Genomic DNA, 19,114 nt, shown 5'->3' with positions numbered 1-19,114 from the left:
AAATTGTTACCATTAATGGGATGAGGAAGCATAAAAAAAATCCCTAGGGTTGTCTAGGGATTTAAAATCATTGGATTAAACTATTTGGAAAGCTGATAGGTTTCGGCCAACTTTAGAGCATTATAAACATTTACAACTCCACCGCTTACGCAGATCTCTGAAAACTGAACACGTATGTTTTCTCCTCTCTCATTTTTATATTTAACCTTGTGTTTTACTTTAGTTACGGATTTCATGATAATATCTTTCAGCTGAGTAGGAGAAAGGTCAGGATAGTAACTTAAAATTAATGCTGCTACTCCGGCAACAACTGGAGAAGCCATACTAGTACCATCATATTCATCGTACTTAGAGCCCGGTACTGTAGAGTTGATCATAAATCCTGGAGCAAAAACGTCTACATTATATTTACCATAATTAGAGAATGAGGCTTTTAATTCCTCATTATCCTTATAGGTACTGGCACCCACTTCTATCCAGTTATTAGCATGGGGCAATAAAAATTTATTTGAGTCTAATGGTGCTGGTTTCGCAAACGGATCTGGACGATTTCCGTTCATTCCTGGACCTTGTCCATATTGTCCTGGTTGCTGTCCAGGCATATCGCCAGGTTTTGGGGGAGTAAATCCAGTTTCTGGGCGTTTTTTATGCAATTTGGCATATGCCTCCGCTTCCGGACTGTCATAATATTTATTAGGATAGTTTTCTTCGATATCATTGTTATTGTTATCGTTTCCGGCGGCATGAACCAATAAAACACCTTTAGATTCTGCATATTTAACGGCTTCATCCACTGCTTTTTTATCCCATTTGTATCCTTTTCCAAAACTCATGTTTACAATTCTGGCTCCATTATCCACCGCATAACGAATACCATTAGCCACATCTTTATCACGTTCGTCGCCTTCTGGTACCACTCTGATGGTCATGATACTTACATTATTTGCAACACCTAAAATCCCAAGATTATTAGTTCGGTTGGCTCCTATAATACCCGAAACGTGGGTACCATGATCGGCACTTGGACCCATTACATCATTGTTTCCATAAAATCTTTGTGAAGAATTTGCATAATCATCGCCGATAAGTTCCTTACGTTGATCATAATTTTCGTTTAGGTTATATTTTAACATTGTTTCCAATTCATGATAACCTTTTTGAATATTTTTATAGAATTTTTCCATACCTCCATCTTCGCGGACACCCTTTTTTATAATTCTAACAACCTGTTCTTCTGTCTCATCATCTGGGGTATACTTCTCGATATCTTCTATTGAAGGTATCGTCTTCTTATTCATCATAGCAACGGAGTCCATTACTTTTTTAATCACAATATAGATAGGAAAAGTGGAACTGGCTTCATCATATCTCTTTCCGAAATCGGCTAATACTTTCTTATAGAGCAAATATTCCTTCTTTTCCGTACTGTCCAATACCGTACTAGGGATAGTAGATCTATATTTCCCTTCAAACTTTCTCTTTATTCTAACCAATTCGAGGTTGTCATAAGTAAGGTTTCCGTTTTTAGAACCTAGAAAATTCCATCCATGTATATCATCAATGTATCCATTTTTGTCATCATCTATTCCGTTACCGGGAATTTCCTTGGTATTTGTCCACAATGCATCTTTTAAATCATCGTGATTTATATCAGTTCCACCATCAATAACCGCGACGATAATTTTTTGCTTCGGTTTTTTACTATTTAGCAATTCATTATATGCTTTTTCTGTACTAACACCAAAATAACCATCGGTAGTTAGATCGAGATTAAACCAATTTGGAGGAAGAATTACATTTTTATCCTGTGCAAATGCGCTAACACCTATCGATATAAAGAATGCAAAAAATAAACTAATCTTTAATTTCATAATAAACTTTTTTAAGACTAACGTAATTTACAATAATACGGTTTTAATTTTTTTAGACCGAAGATTCTCTGGCTTTTAACAAATATTTAACATCAAGCTCTAGGAAGCTCAAAGGCTATGTATCAGGGGTTTGTTGATCTATAGTGCTATATCCAAACACCTATTAAATGTAAGAATAAATATGAAGAATGCCAGTAGGTAATCTAGCTGATTAAGACTTGTATGGCGTGATACTTATAGTGAGGCAATTCTGGCGGGAAAAAAGGGGCATAAAAAAGCCCCACCACTTTCGTGATGGGGCGTTTAAGATCTGGCACCGACCTACTCTCCCACATGTTACTGCAGTACCATCGGCTCTGGCGGGCTTAACTTCTCTGTTCGGAATGGGAAGAGGTGGACACCGCCGATATAGGCACCTGAATTTCCTTATGCCCCAAGGGGGCATATGATGACATATTATTGAAAGAAGTCTTTTCAGAAGAGCAAACAGCATTTGCCTTGATGAAAGCTTCGGGCTATTAGTAATACTCGACTGTGGTGTCGCCACCTTTACATCTGTATCCTATCGACGTAGTAGTCTTCTACGGCCCTATAAGGAATTCTCATCTCGTGGCCAGTTTCGCACTTAGATGCTTTCAGCGCTTATCTGTTCCCAGCGTAGCTACTCTGCAATGCCCCTGGCGGAACAACAGATTCACTAGAGGCTGGTCCAACCCGGTCCTCTCGTACTAAGGTCAGCCCCACTCAAAATTCCTACGCCCACAACAGATAGGGACCGAACTGTCTCGCGACGTTCTGAACCCAGCTCGCGTGCCACTTTAATCGGCGAACAGCCGAACCCTTGGGACCTTCTCCAGCCCCAGGATGTGACGAGCCGACATCGAGGTGCCAAACCTCCCCGTCGATATGAGCTCTTGGGGGAGATCAGCCTGTTATCCCCAGCGTACCTTTTATCCTTTGAGCGATGGCCCTTCCATGCAGAACCACCGGATCACTATATCCGTCTTTCGACCCTGCTCGGCTTGTCTGCCTCACAGTCAAGCAAGCTTATGCTATTGCACTCCGCGTACGGTTACCAAGCGTACTGAGCTTACCTTTGAAAGCCTCCGTTACCTTTTTGGAGGCGACCACCCCAGTCAAACTACCCATCAAACAATGTCCCCCGCTTGGCGGGGTTAGACACCGAATACAGAAAGGGTGGTATTTCAACGTCGGCTCCACGATGCCTGGCGACACCGCTTCAAAGCCTCCCACCTATCCTACACATCCTGTACCCAATGTCAATGTTAAACTGTAGTGAAGGTGCATGGGGTCTTTCCGTCCCGTTGCGGGTACCCGGCGTCTTCACCGGGACCACAATTTCACCGAGCTCATGGCTGAGACAGCGCCCAGATCGTTACACCATTCGTGCAGGTCGGAACTTACCCGACAAGGAATTTCGCTACCTTAGGACCGTTATAGTTACGGCCGCCGTTTACTGGGGCTTCGATTCAATGCTTCTCCTTGCGGATGACATCCCCTCTTAACCTTCCAGCACCGGGCAGGTGTCAGGCCTTATACCTCATCTTTCGATTTTGCAAAGCCATGTGTTTTTGTTAAACAGTCGCCTGGGCCTTTTCACTGCGGCTCCGCTTGCGCGGAGCGCCCCTTCTCCCGAAGTTACAGGGCCATTTTGCCGAGTTCCTTAGCCATGATTCACTCGAGCACCTTAGAATTCTCTTCCCGGATACCTGTGTCGGTTTGCGGTACGGGTCCTTATAGACTGGAGCTTAGCGGTTTTTCTTGGAAGTCTGATTACCTGCGCTATCCGTTCGCCCGAAGGTCCACGGTACTATCGGCTTTAAGCAAGGACTGCGGATTTGCCTACAGTCCCTATACCTACGGCCTTCAACGAACTATTCCGTCAGTTCGCGGCAGTTCCACTACTCCGTCCCCACATCGCATCTATAAAGAGTACGGTAATATTAAACCGTTGTCCATCGAGTATCCCCTTCGGGTTCCCCTTAGGCCCCGACTAACCCTGATCCGATTAGCGTTGATCAGGAAACCTTATCCTTTCGGTGGGCGGGTTTCTCTCCCGCCTTATCGTTACTTATGCCTACATTTGCTTTTCCAGAAGCTCCACCGCAGCTCGCGCTGCGACTTCGCCGCCGCTGGAATGCTCCCCTACCGTAATATAAATATTACCCATAGCTTCGGTATACCACTTAATGCCCGTTTATTATCCATGCACGATCGCTCGACTAGTGAGCTGTTACGCACTCTTTAAATGAATGGCTGCTTCCAAGCCAACATCCTAGCTGTCTGTGCAATCGCACCTCGTTAGTTCAACTTAGCGGTAATTTAGGGACCTTAGCTGATGGTCTGGGTTCTTTCCCTCTCGGCGCGTGACCTTAGCACCCCGCGCCTCACTGCCGGCCATATTATACAGCATTCGGAGTTTGTCTGGATTTGGTAGGATTTGACTCCCCCGCACCCAATCAGTAGCTCTACCTCTGTATAACTCTATGCCGACGCTGTTCCTAAAAACATTTCGGGGAGTACGAGCTATTTCCCAGTTTGATTAGCCTTTCACCCCTACCCACAGATCATCCGGAAACTTTTCAACGTTTATCGGTTCGGTCCTCCAGTACGTGTTACCGCACCTTCAACCTGTCCATGGGTAGATCACAAGGTTTCGCGTCTACCTCCCCTGACTGTGCGCCCTGTTCAGACTCGCTTTCGCTTCGGATCCGCGCCTTCAGCGCTTAACCTTGCCAGGGAAGAGTAACTCGTAGGCTCATTATGCAAAAGGCACGCCGTCACGCCACCTGGACGCTCCGACCGCTTGTAAGTATACGGTTTCAGGTTCTATTTCACTCCCCTGTTCGGGGTTCTTTTCACCTTTCCCTCACGGTACTGGTTCACTATCGGTCTCTCGGGAGTATTTAGCCTTACCGGATGGTGCCGGCAGATTCCCACAAGGCGTCTCCGACCTCGCGGTACTCAGGATACTGATGGGCCAATGGTGCATACGTGTACGAGGCTATCACTCTGTACCGCCGGGATTCCCATCCCGTTCCACTTCGCTGCATTGTAACCGTATCTCAGTCCTACAACCCCGTCCATGCCGTAACATGAACGGTTTGGGCTCTTTCCCTTTCGCTCGCCACTACTCAGGAAATCATTGTTATTTTCTCTTCCTCTGCTTACTTAGATGTTTCAGTTCGGCAGGTTTGCGCACTGTGTGCGACATGTCTTCAACATGCCAGGTTTCCCCATTCGGAAATCCGCGGATCAAGTCATATTTGCTGATCCCCGCGGCTTATCGCAGCTTATCACGTCCTTCATCGCCTCCGAGAGCCAAGGCATCCCCCGTATACTCTTTCTTACTTTCTTCCACTGGTGCGCCTTTTGCGCCGCACCGTGTGCTTTTTTGATATGATATGAACATTGAGATGTGAGATATGGGATCGCTCCCCTACCGTCAGACCCCAACAGATCAAATCGTCTCTATTGTTGTTTGCTCTTCTTATTAACTTCTTCCAATATGTCAAAGAACTTTTCTGTCCCGGCCCCGGGGGGCTATTTGCTCGGCACTTCTGTAACAGTGCCCGGTGAGGGTGGAGAATAACGGAGTCGAACCGTTGACCTCCTGCGTGCAAGGCAGGCGCTCTAGCCAGCTGAGCTAATCCCCCAAAAAAACGCTAGCTGTAGTCCCGTCCAGATTTGAACTGGAGACCCCTACATTATCAGTGTAGTGCTCTAACCAGGCTGAGCTACGGGACTAAATAGATTTTTCGATGTAGTTTCCGATCTGCGATTTGTTCCGTTTCCTTCTTAAATCGTCCATCGTAACTCGTAATCGTAATTTCCACCTGATCTCGCCCCTGCCGATATGGTATCGTGCCGATGGCTTGTTTTCTTGGTGTTTCCTTAAAGGTTATATCATTATCATTTTTGCGTAGCGAAGTGGTCTAATCCACTCCAGAAAGGAGGTATTCCAGCCGCACCTTCCGGTACGGCTACCTTGTTACGACTTAGCCCCAGTTATCGGTTTTACCCTAGGACGCTCCTTGCGGTTACGTACTTTAGGTACCCCCAACTTCCATGGCTTGACGGGCGGTGTGTACAAGGCCCGGGAACGTATTCACCGCATCATTGCTGATATGCGATTACTAGCGAATCCAACTTCACGGGGTCGAGTTGCAGACCCCGATCCGAACTGTGAACGGCTTTTTGAGATTTGCGCACCATCGCTGGCTGGCTGCCCTCTGTACCGTCCATTGTAGCACGTGTGTAGCCCCGGACGTAAGGGCCATGATGACTTGACGTCGTCCCCTCCTTCCTCTCTGTTTGCACAGGCAGTCTGTCTAGAGTCCCCACCATGACGTGCTGGCAACTAGACATAGGGGTTGCGCTCGTTGCGGGACTTAACCCAACACCTCACGGCACGAGCTGACGACAGCCATGCAGCACCTAGTTTCGTGTCCTTGCGGACTGTCCCATCTCTGGGACATTCACTAACTTTCAAGCCCGGGTAAGGTTCCTCGCGTATCATCGAATTAAACCACATGCTCCTCCGCTTGTGCGGGCCCCCGTCAATTCCTTTGAGTTTCACCCTTGCGGGCGTACTCCCCAGGTGGAACACTTAACGCTTTCGCTTAGCCGCTGACTGTGTATCGCCAACAGCGAGTGTTCATCGTTTAGGGCGTGGACTACCAGGGTATCTAATCCTGTTTGATCCCCACGCTTTCGTGCCTCAGCGTCAATAAGACCATAGTAAGCTGCCTTCGCAATCGGTGTTCTGTGACATATCTATGCATTTCACCGCTACTTGTCACATTCCGCCTACCTCTAGTCAATTCAAGCCCATCAGTATCAAGGGCACTGCGATAGTTGAGCTACCGTCTTTCACCCCTGACTTAACAGGCCGCCTACGCACCCTTTAAACCCAATAAATCCGGATAACGCTTGGATCCTCCGTATTACCGCGGCTGCTGGCACGGAGTTAGCCGATCCTTATTCCTTCGGTACATTCAGCCCGCTACACGTAGCGGGGTTTATTCCCGAATAAAAGCAGTTTACAACCCAGAGGGCCGTCTTCCTGCACGCGGCATGGCTGGTTCAGAGTTGCCTCCATTGACCAATATTCCTTACTGCTGCCTCCCGTAGGAGTCTGGTCCGTGTCTCAGTACCAGTGTGGGGGGCCATCCTCTCAGATCCCCTAGACATCGTCGCCTTGGTGGGCCGTTACCCCGCCAACCAGCTAATGTCACGCATGCCCATCTCTATCCCATGAATGTTTGACCATCCGGCCATGCGGCCGAAAGGTGTTATGCGGTGTTAATCCGAATTTCTTCGGGCTATCCCCCAGATAAAGGTAGGTTGCATACGCGTTACGCACCCGTGCGCCGGTCTCAAGCTAGCAAGCTAGCTCTACCCCTCGACTTGCATGTATTAGGCCTGCCGCTAGCGTTCATCCTGAGCCAGGATCAAACTCTCCATTGTAAAATGTTGTAGTTCGAACACTGACCATTCTTATTCTAACGAATTATTAATAGTCTTCTTGTATTCTGTATTATGTTGTCTGATGAAATCAGACCTTAAAAACGAGCTTGGTTTCATGTACTTTGAAACTGTACCTGTTTAACCTCGCCACGCTATATAATGATATCCTTTTAATGAACTTTCCGATCTTACCTCGCGGCGATCTGTATATGTTGCATCGTTCATCTTCGCTTCCCGCCAGTCTTTATTGTTCTGGCCATCGGCTTAAAATCTGATGTTTCAATCTTGTCTTTATGTCCTGCCAACATCCGCTGGCGAACTCCCGTTTTGTTTGGGACTGCAAAGGTAGAAAACTTTTTTAATCCAGCAAACTTTTTTTGAAGTTCTTGAAACTTTTTTTCGTTTCTGCTGTTATGTTCTCATCATTCAAAATCAACCTCTCTTTTCCTTTCCGTATCCCTTGTGTCGTTACCTCCGTAGCGGGTTGCAAAGGTAAGAAGATTTTCTGTTTCCCAAAACTTTTTTGACAAGTTTTTTGATGTTTCTTATAAGTAACTAATATTCAGCCACTTTTTTATTTCTTCCTTTTCTTTACCCCCGTTTCCTCCAAAGCGGGATGCAAAGATAGCAAAGATTATTGCACCTACAAACTAGAAGTAGCTTTTTCTGAGCAAATAATGCTAAGTGTATGATTTACACTATGAATAAAATGAAAAGAGCTGGCGGAGGACCTGGGTGGGAGCGTAAGAAGGCAGTTTTCAGTTATCAGTTTTCAGTTGGGGATTGCGGCTTAACCGCACAGGGGCTTAGAGTAGAAATTTATAGATGTGTTTGCAGTCCAGTTAAACAGAACCTACTTCAGTTTTCCTTCGCATGTCACCTGATAGCTTCACCACACATCGACCCTCTTCCCTTTTACGTCTTCCATTTAAACCTTATTAATACTGCCCTATGCTTAGCAATACCAGGGTGCAGGCTTCAACAGGTTCGATATCATGTAAATCGAGCATTTTTTCGAATGATGGATTTTCGGTTCCGGGATTAAAGATTACACGTTTAGGTTTGGTTTCCAAAATATAATCATAATAGTTTTGCTGTATTGCCGTACCTATATATAAGGTAATGGTATCGATATCTTGATAAACCTCCCCCGGCTTCTCTATCTTTACCCCTGCTACTTCGCCCTGCTTTATTCCAATGTTTACAATTGGGTGCCCTTTTGCCACCAACATATGCGCCGCTCGGTAGGCATAGCGATCTGTATTTGGGGTGGCGCCTATGATAAGAGTTTTTTTGATCATGATTACTCAGATTTATTTATGATTACACAGATTAACTTGGATTTACACAGATTAGAACTTCAGCAATAAGGCTATTTGCCCAGAGTGATAGGCATGATGTTGGATCAGTCCATTTACTAATTGCGCATTATTAACACCTGTACCAAGCGGCGGGTTTCTTTCATCTTTAACAGGGACAGTCCAATTTGGTGCCTGAAAATCCTCCAACAGAGCAATCAGCTTGGTGTTTGCTTTTTCGAAATCGCTCAACATCAATTCCCATTCGGTTTCTGATTGCACTAATGGAATAGGCCAATCGCCCCTTAAAGGCTCTTTGGCCAACGCTCCATTTAAACGATCGGCTACTTCTTCCGTCCACGCGGTTAGGTGAAGCACCAGTTCGGCAATAGAATGGGCATTGGGAATGGGGTGATTAAACACTTTTTGTGGATTTGCAGAACGAATTAAGCTCAATGTATTATTGCCATGCCAAGCATCGCCGTTATATGCCTTTTGAATTTCATCAACTAAATTTATCATGCCAAGAAAGATTTAAGGAATAACGTTTAACTTTTAAGAATTGTTTACAATAGCATTTACACAATTGATCCCATCTATTGCAGCCGAAACAATACCTCCAGCATAACCTGCTCCTTCTGCGCAAGGATACAGTCCGATAATTTGGGGATGCTGATAGCTTTCTTTGTCTCTTGGGATACGAACCGGTGAAGAGGTTCGGCTTTCTACACCCACTAGAATGGCTTCATTGGTGTAATATCCGGCCATCTTTTTTCCAAATAAGGGAAGTGCGGATTTTAAGCTACTTGCCACAAAATCTGGAAGGATGTTATCCAGCATTACACTTTTAGTACCCGGGAGGTAGGAATTCTTAGGTAGATCAATTGATAATTTGTTTTCTACAAAATCTACCATCCGCTGTGCTGGAGCCACTAACTTACCCCCACCGGCCTCAAACGCCAGTTTTTCGATTTCAGATTGAAAGTTAAGCATTCGTAAGGGATCATAACCCTGCACATCATTTAAGGTAACCTGAACTACCGTACCAGAATTAGCAAATGGGTTATTTCTTTTTGATGGCGACCATCCATTAACTACAATTTCATCCTGTTCAGTTGCACAGGGCGCTATAATTCCGCCGGGACACATGCAAAAAGAAAAAACTCCTCTAGCCTTTACCTGTTCTACCATACTGTAATATGCAGGAGGTAAAAATTCGCTCCTAATGTCACAATGGTACTGCGCACTGTCTATAATATGTTGGGGATGCTCAATCCTAACTCCAAGTGCAAATGGTTTGGCCTCGATTAATATATTTTTTTTCTGAAGCAACTCGTAAATATCCCGAGCTGAATGGCCGGTTGCCAAAATTACCGCATCCGCCAAAAGTTCCTGTTCCTGATTGATTATTATGCCTTTTATTTTGCCATTGGCGATAATGAGATCAGTTAATTTCGAGTCAAAGAGCACTTCTCCGCCTGCTTCTTGAATAGTTTCCCTGATGGCTGTAATAATGTGCGGCAATTTATTAGTCCCAATATGGGGTCGGGCATCGATCAGAATATCATCATCAGCGCCATGCTGCACAAAGATTTGTAATACCTTATTTATATCGCCCCGTTTATTTGAACGGGTGTACAATTTACCATCAGAATAGGTACCTGCTCCCCCTTCGCCATAGCAATAATTTGATTCGGTATTTACGAGCCCTTGTTTATTGATTGCCGCTAGATCCCTCCTTCTTTGCTTTACGTCTTTTCCGCGTTCTACAATAATTGGTTTTAAGCCATTTTCTAGACATTGCAGTGCAGCAAATAATCCCGCCGGACCCGCACCTACAATAATTACGGTTTTTTTCGGATTTATCTTTTTATAGGACAGCGTGTTTGTTTCTTCGGGCAGCTCTTCGTCTATATACACTTTAACCTGTAGCCTAAAAATAACTTTACGGGCCCGGGCATCAATAGAACGTTTTAAGATTTTATAGCCATTTATCGTAGAGAGTACAATATTTAATGCACGCGATAAATTTTGGCGGATAACCTGTTGGTTTGCTACATGTTCTGGTGCAACAGTAATCTCAATTTCTTTTTGCATAGCTGATGTCGAGTTTTTATCTCGAATAATACAAAAATATGTATTTTTAATTAGCTAATTTGCAAATTGGATAATTAGCTAATTGATGTGGCAACTTGTCAGTATTTTGTCTGTTTTCGTAACAAGGTATGAATGTTGCTATCTAAATTGAAATAGAAACCTAAAAAACAAAAAATAATAACATGAAAAAAATAGTATTAGGCATAATTGTAGTGGTAGTCTTGATTGCGCTGATCGGCGGATGTAATAGCTACAATGGTTTGGTTAAATCTGACGTTGAAGTTCAAAACAAATGGAGTCAGGTCGAAACCCAATATCAACGTAGATCAGATTTGATCCCTAATTTAGTAAGTACAGTAAAAGGAGCCGCTAAGTTTGAACAGAGCACATTAACTGCAGTAATTGAAGCACGTTCTAAAGCAAGTCAGATTAAGATCGATCCAAGTCAGCTAACTCCTGAAAACATAGCTAAATACCAAGAAGCGCAAGGTCAGGTTGGACAGGCATTAAGCCGTTTAATGGTTTTAACGGAGAATTATCCAGAATTAAAAGCCACTCAGCAATTTAGCGATCTTTCGGTTGCATTAGAAGGAACCGAAAACAGAATTGCAACTGCTCGTAAAGATTTTAATGATGCGGTTAAAGGTTATAACACGAGCATCAGAACATTTCCAAGCAATATTTGGGCTGGCATGTTTGGGTTTAAACAGAAATCTGGATTTGTGGCCGAAGTTGGTGCTGATAAAGCTCCTAAAGTAGAATTTTAATATAGGCTAACCTTTTAGGGTAATGTATGTTTATGTTAAGCATACATTACCCTTTATTTTTATAGATACAGATTATGGGTCTTTTCACAACAGAAGAACAAGAATTAATTGCCAATACCATAGCAGATGCCGAGAAAGCTACTTCTGGCGAAATTAGAATAGCTATAGAGAAACATTGCCCTACCACTGCTTTTGAACGAGCTACACAATATTTTGCAGAGTTGGGCATGGATAAAACCGCGCAACGCAATGGGGTGCTGATCTATTTGGCATCAGACGATAAAAAATTTGCCATAATAGGCGATAGAGGTATTGATACCGTTGTTCCAGATGATTTTTGGGAAACCACTCAAGTTGCCATGAAGGCTCATTTTCTGAGCGGAAATCTTGCTGAAGGAATTATCGCCGGTATAGCCTTGGCAGGCGAAAAACTGGCTTTGTTTTTTCCTTACCAAAATGGCGACGTGAACGAACTGCCAAATGACATTATCTTTATGGATAAAGACGAAACTAAATCATAGATGAAAAAATTAATCATTTTATTGCTCTTCACTTTCAGTTATCACTTTGGATTTGCCCAATTTCCAGAAAAGCCAAGTTCGTATGCTTTGGTAAACGATTTAACTGGGAATACACTTACTGCAGATCAAATCGAAAACCTAGATAGAAAATTAAAAATCTTTGAAGATTCTACCACTAACCAGGTAACGGTAGTGATTGTGAAATCTGTTGGAGATTATGACATCAATGAATATGCACTGGAATTGGGCAGAAAATGGGGGATTGGTGGAAAGGCTAAAAATAACGGTGTAATTTTATTAGTAGCCGTGGGCGATAGAAAAATGTCTATCCAAACAGGTTATGGATTAGAAGGGGCATTGCCCGATATCTATACAAAACGGATTATTGAAAATGATATTAAACCATTTTTTAAAGAAGGGGATTATTATGCCGGAGTTGATGCAGGTACAAATTCTATCATTTCCTTAATTAAAGGAGAATATAAAAACGACAATCCAAAAACGAAATCAAAAAGCAGTGGTCGAAGCGGAGCTGGACTTATAGTTATTATTATCATTATCATCATCGCAGCCATTATTAGAAGAGGTGGCGGGGGCGGCGGAAATCAAGTAATTGGTGGAAGAGGCGTTGCAGAGGCTTTATTATTTGGAGCTTTGTTAGGTGGAGGTCGTAGTTCTGGCGGAGGTTGGGGAGGCGGAAGTAGCGGCGGAGGAGGGTTTGGAAGTGGTGGTTTTGGCGGTGGAAGTTTTGGCGGCGGCGGAAGCAGTGGCAGCTGGTAACTGTAGACTTACGAAGTCTTGAAACTCCGTAAGTCTAAAATTTAATTAACGTGTATAAAAGAGATCTCATCACCTCAGAAATCGAAAAACTTGCGCAGGTTTTAGCAAGAATTGTTGGTCTAAAGAAAGAACTGCGGTTAAAAGAAGCCGAAGCACTTTTTGACGAAACGTTGTTAACAAGCTTTAAACTCAAAAAATACATACTGCTAAGCCCTGATGATGAAGATTTTATCAATTGGCTAAATACTTCAAACCTTGGTCCAGAAAAATTAAACTCATTAAGCGATTTCCTTTTTGCTGAGCTCGATTTTGAAAACTACATGATCACTTCACAATTGATTGCTCTAAAATTAGACCTTGTTTATTCCTACTTAGCCAATCAATACCAGATTGTGCATTTAATTAATCTTGGACGTCAGAAATACATCAAGCAATATATTTAAAGATGGAGATATTAAAATGGCAAACGCTGGCCAAGAAATATTTGGTTCAAGAAAAGTGGGCAACACTGAGGGTAGATACCTGTAAATTACAGAATGGGGCAGTAAAAAATGATTATTACGTATTAGAATACCCAAATTGGGTTAATGCCATTGCTTTAACGGCACAAAACAAAGTTATTTTAGTGAGGCAATATCGTTATGCTGCTGATATTATTTCCCTGGAAATACCTGGGGGCGTAATTGATGATGGCGAAGAGCCCGAAACAGCAATTATACGCGAGCTACAAGAAGAAACGGGTTACACTTTTGAAAGTTGTGAACTCATTGCCACATTGTACCCAAATCCCGCAACATCAACTAATAAAACCTTTACCTATCTGTTAAAGGGGGGGATTAAAACCCATCAACAGCATTTGGATGACCATGAGATTCTAAATGTAGAAGAGTATACCATTGAAGAAGTTAAACAACTACTTGCAACCAATAAAATTGATCAGGCACTTCATGTGGCTGGACTTCATTACGGATTGACAAAAATTTAAATCTATCAATATCTTATTTTTTAACAAAAATGTTCTCATTATGAAATTTAATTTAACCCGAATTTTATTCACCTCGGTTTTTACATGCCTGGCATTTTGGGCATCTGCACAGACCAATGCTTTATGGCTGCGTTACCCTTCGCTATCTCCAGACGGAAAAACCATTGTTTTTGGTTACAAAGGTGACATTTATAAAGTTAATGCCGAAGGTGGCGTTGCTACTCCATTAGTCATTTCCGAATACCATGATCAGATGCCGGTATGGAGCCATGATGGGAAGTTTATTGCATTTGCGAGCAACCGTTATGGAAACTTCGACGTTTTTGTTTTACCTATCAATGGAGGAAGTGCTAAACGCTTAACATTTAATAGTGCCAACGATTATCCGACAGATTTTACGATCGATAGTAAGAGTGTGTTGTTTTCTTCGGGCCATCAATCAACCGCGGCGAGTGTACGTTTCCCAAATAAAGGGTTATTTTTAAATCTTTATACTGTGGCTGTCACTGGAGGCCGACCCTTACTGGTTAGCGCTGCAGGGGCTGAAAATGCCCATTACAATAGCAAGGGAACTAAAATTGTATTCCAGGATAGAAAAGGATATGAAGATGCGTTTAGGAAACATCACACATCTGCGGTAACTCGGGATATTTGGGAACTAGATCTTAAAAGTAGTACCTATAAAAAACTTTCAGACTTCGAGGGCGAAGACCGTGAGCCCGTATATAGCGCAAATGATGATCAGGTATTTTATTTGAACGAAAAAGATGGGACTCAAAATGTGTACAGCCTACCCACCGGCGGAATAGCAAAGCCACTCACTTCATTTAAAGATTATCCGGTTAGAAATCTTAGCATTGCTGCTAATAATACCCTATGCTTTACAAATAATGGAGAAATATATGTGATGACTCCGAATGCACAGCCACATAAAATAGCCGTACAAATCCAAAATGAGACTACTGCCGAAATAGAGAAGAATATTCCAATTAATACCAATATCAGTGAATTTGCACCCAGCCCGAACGGAAAGGAAATTGCTTTTGTTTCGCGGGGAGAAATCTTTGTTTCCAGCGTAGAAAACGGCCAGACCAAAAGAATTACCAATACACCTCAACAAGAGCGGTCGGTAACTTGGTCGCCCGATGGCAAAAGTTTAATCTATGCTGGAGAAAGAAATGCAAGTTGGGATATTTTCAAAACGGTAAAGCTACGTTCATCAGAGCCTTATTTTTATGCATCAACTGTGTTAAAAGAAGAGGCAATTATTGCAACTACTGCAGAAGATTATCAACCAGAATTTTCTCCGGATGGCAAAGAAATAGCCTATATAGAAAACAGGAATGTATTAAAGGTTTATAACATTGCCTCGAAAAGCACTAGGACCTTGCTTCCTGAAGGGCATAACCATTCGTACAGTGATGGCGATTGGGGATTTAGATGGAGCCCAGACAGTAAGTGGATGATCGTTGATGATCAAAAAGGCTATTTTTTCGCCAATAACCTTGCCCTGATTAAAGCAGATGGTTCTGGTGAGATTAAACACCCTATTAATAGCGGTTTTGGAGAATCAAATGGGAAATGGGCATTGAACGGGAAGGCAATCACGTGGATGAGCAGTAAAAATGGAAGAAAATCTTTAGCTATGCAAGGGTCGTCTGAGACTGATGTGTACATTGCTTTTTTTGATAAGGCGGCTTACGACAATTTTAAGCTCTCCAAAGATGAATTTAATCTTTGGAAAGAAACCGAGGCAACTAAAAAAGACACGACTACCAAAACACCACTTAAAGCTGTGGCCAAACCCATTAAAACAGATACCATCAAACCAATTGTTAACTTGGATATAAATGAGCTAGATAATAGAATAGTTAAATTAACGATAAATAGTTCTTCAATTAGCGATTATGCGATAAATGCCGAGGCAAGTAAGATTTTTTATTTATCACAATTTGAGTATGGATATGATTTATGGGTAACCGAGCCACGCACTGGCGACACGAAGATTTTGGCAAAATTGGGCGGATCTCCTAGTGGTATTGAAATGAGTAAGGATGGAAAATCTCTCTTTGTGAGCAACAATGGCCGTTTGGTTAAGGTTGATGCAGAAAGCGGAAAAATATCCCCTATCAACATCAATGGAGAAATAACGTTGAATACCGTTGGCGAACGCGCTTATATCTTTGAACATGTTTGGCGCCAAGTAAAAGAGAAATTTTATGACCCGAAACTGCATAACGTTAACTGGGATGCCTACAAAGCTGGTTATGCCAAGTTTTTACCGCATATCTCTAATAACTTTGATTTTCAGGAATTGTTGAGCGAGCTATTGGGAGAGTTAAACGGATCGCACACGGGTGGAAGATATGGGCCCCGCCCAGTCGCTCCAGACCAAACCGCTTCGTTGGGGGTGTTAATAGACGAAACCTATGCTGAACAAGGGATCAAGATTGCTGAGGTTTTAACTTCGGGTCCTCTTGATAATTCGACTTCCAAAATTAAAGCAGGATACATTATTGAAAAAATTAATGGTAATGAAATTGCTGCAGCAGATGATTGGGCCAAATATCTGAATAGAGAAGTTGGTAAAACTTTGCTCTTGAGTATTTATGATCCAATAGCTAAGGTGAGATTTGATGAAACCGTAAAAACTATTTCTAGCGGAGAAGAAAATGAACTCATGTACAAACGTTGGGTTAAAACCATGCGGAAGATGGTTGATCAGCTTAGCGGCGGAAAAATAGGATATGTACATGTTAGAGCAATGGATGATGGTAGTTACCGTAATTTTTACGACGAAGCTCTGGGCATAAACCAAGAAAAAGATGCCTTAATTGTGGATACTAGATTTAATGGAGGCGGTTGGCTTCACAATGACCTGAATGCATTTTTAAGTGGCAAATCCTATCTAACCTTTACCTCTCAAGGCAATCCGCTTAAAGGTGCTGAACCGGCTGGAACATGGACCAAGCCAAGCACAGTTCTAATGAGTGAAAGCAATTACAGCGATGCTTTTATATTTCCGTATATCTATAAACAAACAGGAACCGGAAAACTGATCGGAATGCCCGTGGCTGGTACAGGAACCGCGGTTTGGTGGGAAACACAAATAGATCCTACAATCGTATTCGGGATTCCAATGATTGGCACTATTGGCAAAGAGGGCCGAACTACTGAAAATTTACAGGTTGAACCAGATATTAAAGTTACCCTTCCCTACGAATCTTTCCTTTCAGGAAAAGATACACAGATTGAAGCGGCCGTTAAGGAAATGTTGAGGGTTACAAAAAAGTAAAAAGAAATAAACCACATAGAAACATAGATAACATAGGGAAAATATCTAGGTGTTCTTTGTTCCTATGTAGTCAAAACAGCTATAATTAAATATAAAAATAAAGCCTCCCTAGTTGGAGGCTTTATTAGAATTAAACCACATAGAAACATACATAACATAGGGAATATAATCTATGTATTCTATGTACCTAATTGGTCAAAAAAGCTTTATTTAAGTATAAAATAAAAGGCCTCCTAGTTGGAGGCTTTTTATGCTTAAATCAAAATGAATTAGTTTGCTTAACCCCCTACTCGTCCTCGTTTGTAACGAGGATGCGCGAGAACAGCGATTGTATCGCTTATTGAGATTATACCCAATTGGTTACCCTGAGCTTGTCGAAGGGTATCATTTTGATCTTCGAGGACCTCAGACGGACAGCTTTAGAAGTTAGTTACTACACTCCGCTCCCCGTCACTAATTGGTTAATTAGCTAATTAAAGCTAACTCATTTTAAGTTTCTTCTGGATATCGTTTACGTAAGCCTTAAATTTCTTATCTGTTTCTATTAGATCTTCTACTGTTTGGCAAGCGTAGATTACTGTAGAGTGATCTCTCCCGCCAAAGAAAGCACCAATTGTTTTTAATGATGATTTGGTATGGCTTTTAGATAAGTACATCGAGATTTGACGGGCCTGCACAATTTCACGTTTACGTGTTTGCGATTTTACCATATCTATTGGTACTTCAAAGTATTCGCACACCAATTTCTGGATATACTCCATAGAAATCTCTTTTGAAGTATTTTTGATAAAGTTTTTCAGCATTTGTTTAGCCAAAGCTAAATCAATGTCCTTTTTATTTAGCGTAGATTGTGCCAATAACGAAACCATTGCTCCTTCTAGCTCACGCACATTATTATCTATATTATGTGCAACGTACTCTACTACTTCTCCTGGCAGCTCAATACCATCGGCATACATTTTCTTTTTAAGAATGGCAATTCGGGTTTCTAGATCAGGAATCTGCAGATCAGCGGAGAGCCCCCATTTGAAACGGCTTAATAACCTTTCTTCCAATCCAGCTAAATCTTTTGGAGCTTTATCTGAGGTTAGGATTACCTGTTTACCCGATTGGTGCAAATGGTTAAAAATATGAAAGAAGATATCCTGTGTTTTTTCTTTGCCCGCAAAGTTGTGCACATCATCCATGATGATCACATCCATTGCCTGATAAAAATTCACAAAATCATTGATCGTATTATTCTTTAATGAATCAACAAATTGCTGGCAGAATTTTTCACACGAAACGTAGATCACCAGTTTATCTGGCATACTGCGCTTAATTTCGTTACCGATAGCCTGAGCCAAATGCGTTTTACCTAAACCAACACCACCATAAACCATTAATGGATTAAATGATGTTCCTCCTGGCTTTGCTGCAACAGCGTAACCTGCAGAGCGGGCCAAACGATTGCAATCTCCCTCAATATAATTTTCGAAGGTATAGTTAGGATTTAGTTGTGGATCTACATTCAGTTTTTTCAATCCAGGTATAATAAAAGGATTTTTAATATCCTTATTTATAGATACCGGTATTGGCATTGATTGCATTTTTGCTTCTGCCCCATTTCCGTTAGAGGGCATGTTTGTAGTGTAAGGAGATCCGCTGTTCGACGATTTGTCGACAACGATATTGTATTCTAATCTGCCTTCGTCTCCCAATTGCTTTTTTACAGTTTTACGAAGCAGGCCCACATAGTGTTCTTCGAGCCATTCGTAAAAAAATAAACTAGGCACCTGGATGGTTAAAACTTTGCCTTCTAATTTAAGTGCTGATATCGGTTCGAACCAAGTTTTGAAACTTTGGTTCGGAATGTTATCCTTAATTATTTGAAGACAGTTCTTCCATACTTCGGTACAAGTTTTTTCCATTGTTATTCTATAATTTGTTGGTTTTCAGTCTTAATAAGCGCATTACGGACATGCACTTTCGAGTCATCGAATATTCAAAAAATTATCAACAAAAAAAACA

11 protein-coding genes, 2 tRNA genes and 3 rRNA genes are annotated in these 19,114 nt (G+C 42.2%); 6 read left to right on the top strand and 10 right to left on the bottom strand.

Annotated elements, in window-relative coordinates; genetic code table 11:
- Positions 1-80 precede the first annotated feature (80 nt).
- From AC6H0V_RS00080 to AC6H0V_RS00040, 9 genes are all read right to left on the bottom strand, one after another.
- Positions 81-1,871: a S8 family serine peptidase gene (locus tag AC6H0V_RS00080; RefSeq protein ID WP_497561659.1), complete on the bottom strand. Its 1,791-nt coding sequence runs from the start codon at positions 1,869-1,871 to the stop codon at positions 81-83.
- 308 nt (positions 1,872-2,179) lie between these two features.
- A 5S ribosomal RNA gene (rrf, locus tag AC6H0V_RS00075) occupies positions 2,180-2,291 on the bottom strand.
- A 78-nt stretch (positions 2,292-2,369) separates the two neighbouring features.
- Positions 2,370-5,250 (bottom strand): 23S ribosomal RNA (locus AC6H0V_RS00070).
- Between the two features lie 224 nt (positions 5,251-5,474).
- A tRNA-Ala gene (locus AC6H0V_RS00065) sits at positions 5,475-5,548 on the bottom strand.
- 16 nt (positions 5,549-5,564) lie between these two features.
- Positions 5,565-5,639 (bottom strand) — tRNA-Ile (locus AC6H0V_RS00060).
- Between the two features lie 202 nt (positions 5,640-5,841).
- Positions 5,842-7,361: ribosomal RNA gene (locus tag AC6H0V_RS00055) — 16S ribosomal RNA — on the bottom strand.
- Together the 16S, 23S and 5S rRNA genes with 2 tRNA genes alongside form the textbook arrangement of a ribosomal RNA operon.
- A gap of 938 nt (positions 7,362-8,299) precedes the next feature.
- Positions 8,300-8,659 carry a CoA-binding protein gene (locus tag AC6H0V_RS00050; protein WP_497563397.1) on the bottom strand — a complete coding sequence of 120 codons (360 nt, stop codon included), beginning with the start codon at positions 8,657-8,659 and terminating at the stop codon, positions 8,300-8,302.
- Between the two features lie 54 nt (positions 8,660-8,713).
- The gene (locus tag AC6H0V_RS00045) at positions 8,714-9,181 is read right to left on the bottom strand and encodes a DinB family protein (RefSeq protein WP_497561658.1); all 468 of its coding nucleotides are present in this window, start codon (positions 9,179-9,181) and stop codon (positions 8,714-8,716) included.
- Positions 9,182-9,214: 33 nt separating this feature from the next.
- The gene (locus AC6H0V_RS00040; RefSeq protein ID WP_497561657.1) at positions 9,215-10,756 is read right to left on the bottom strand and encodes an NAD(P)/FAD-dependent oxidoreductase; all 1,542 of its coding nucleotides are present in this window, start codon (positions 10,754-10,756) and stop codon (positions 9,215-9,217) included.
- Positions 10,757-10,938: 182 nt separating this feature from the next.
- Between AC6H0V_RS00040 and AC6H0V_RS00035 the strand changes: the two genes are divergently transcribed.
- The 6 genes from AC6H0V_RS00035 to AC6H0V_RS00010 all read left to right on the top strand — a co-directional run bounded on the left by AC6H0V_RS00035 (position 10,939) and on the right by AC6H0V_RS00010 (position 17,104).
- A complete protein-coding gene (locus AC6H0V_RS00035) occupies positions 10,939-11,523 on the top strand; it encodes a LemA family protein (RefSeq protein ID WP_497561656.1) in 585 nt (194 codons plus the stop codon).
- A gap of 74 nt (positions 11,524-11,597) precedes the next feature.
- Positions 11,598-12,044, top strand: a complete 447-nt coding sequence (locus AC6H0V_RS00030) for a TPM domain-containing protein (RefSeq protein ID WP_497561655.1) — start codon at positions 11,598-11,600, stop codon at positions 12,042-12,044.
- Positions 12,045-12,824, top strand: coding sequence for a TPM domain-containing protein (locus AC6H0V_RS00025; protein ID WP_497561654.1), 780 nt, complete (start codon positions 12,045-12,047; stop codon positions 12,822-12,824). It begins immediately after the preceding gene.
- Positions 12,825-12,874: 50 nt separating this feature from the next.
- Positions 12,875-13,267 (top strand): hypothetical protein, encoded by a 393-nt coding sequence (locus AC6H0V_RS00020; protein ID WP_497561653.1) that lies wholly within the window; start codon positions 12,875-12,877, stop codon positions 13,265-13,267.
- A gap of 2 nt (positions 13,268-13,269) precedes the next feature.
- Entirely contained in the window at positions 13,270-13,809 is a 540-nt protein-coding gene (locus tag AC6H0V_RS00015) for an NUDIX hydrolase (protein ID WP_497561652.1), read from the top strand.
- Between the two features lie 40 nt (positions 13,810-13,849).
- Positions 13,850-17,104 carry a S41 family peptidase gene (locus AC6H0V_RS00010; protein WP_497561651.1) on the top strand — a complete coding sequence of 1,085 codons (3,255 nt, stop codon included), beginning with the start codon at positions 13,850-13,852 and terminating at the stop codon, positions 17,102-17,104.
- Between the two features lie 479 nt (positions 17,105-17,583).
- Here AC6H0V_RS00010 and dnaA read toward each other — a convergent pair whose 3' ends face one another.
- Positions 17,584-19,014: a chromosomal replication initiator protein DnaA gene (dnaA, locus tag AC6H0V_RS00005; RefSeq protein ID WP_497561650.1), complete on the bottom strand. Its 1,431-nt coding sequence runs from the start codon at positions 19,012-19,014 to the stop codon at positions 17,584-17,586.
- Between the last annotated feature and the right edge of the window lie 100 nt (positions 19,015-19,114).

It is taken from the genome of Pedobacter sp. NO84, from assembly GCF_059703915.1.
The sequence above is the reverse complement of the archived record's forward strand: the minus strand, read 5'-3'. Positions and strand labels throughout refer to the sequence as shown.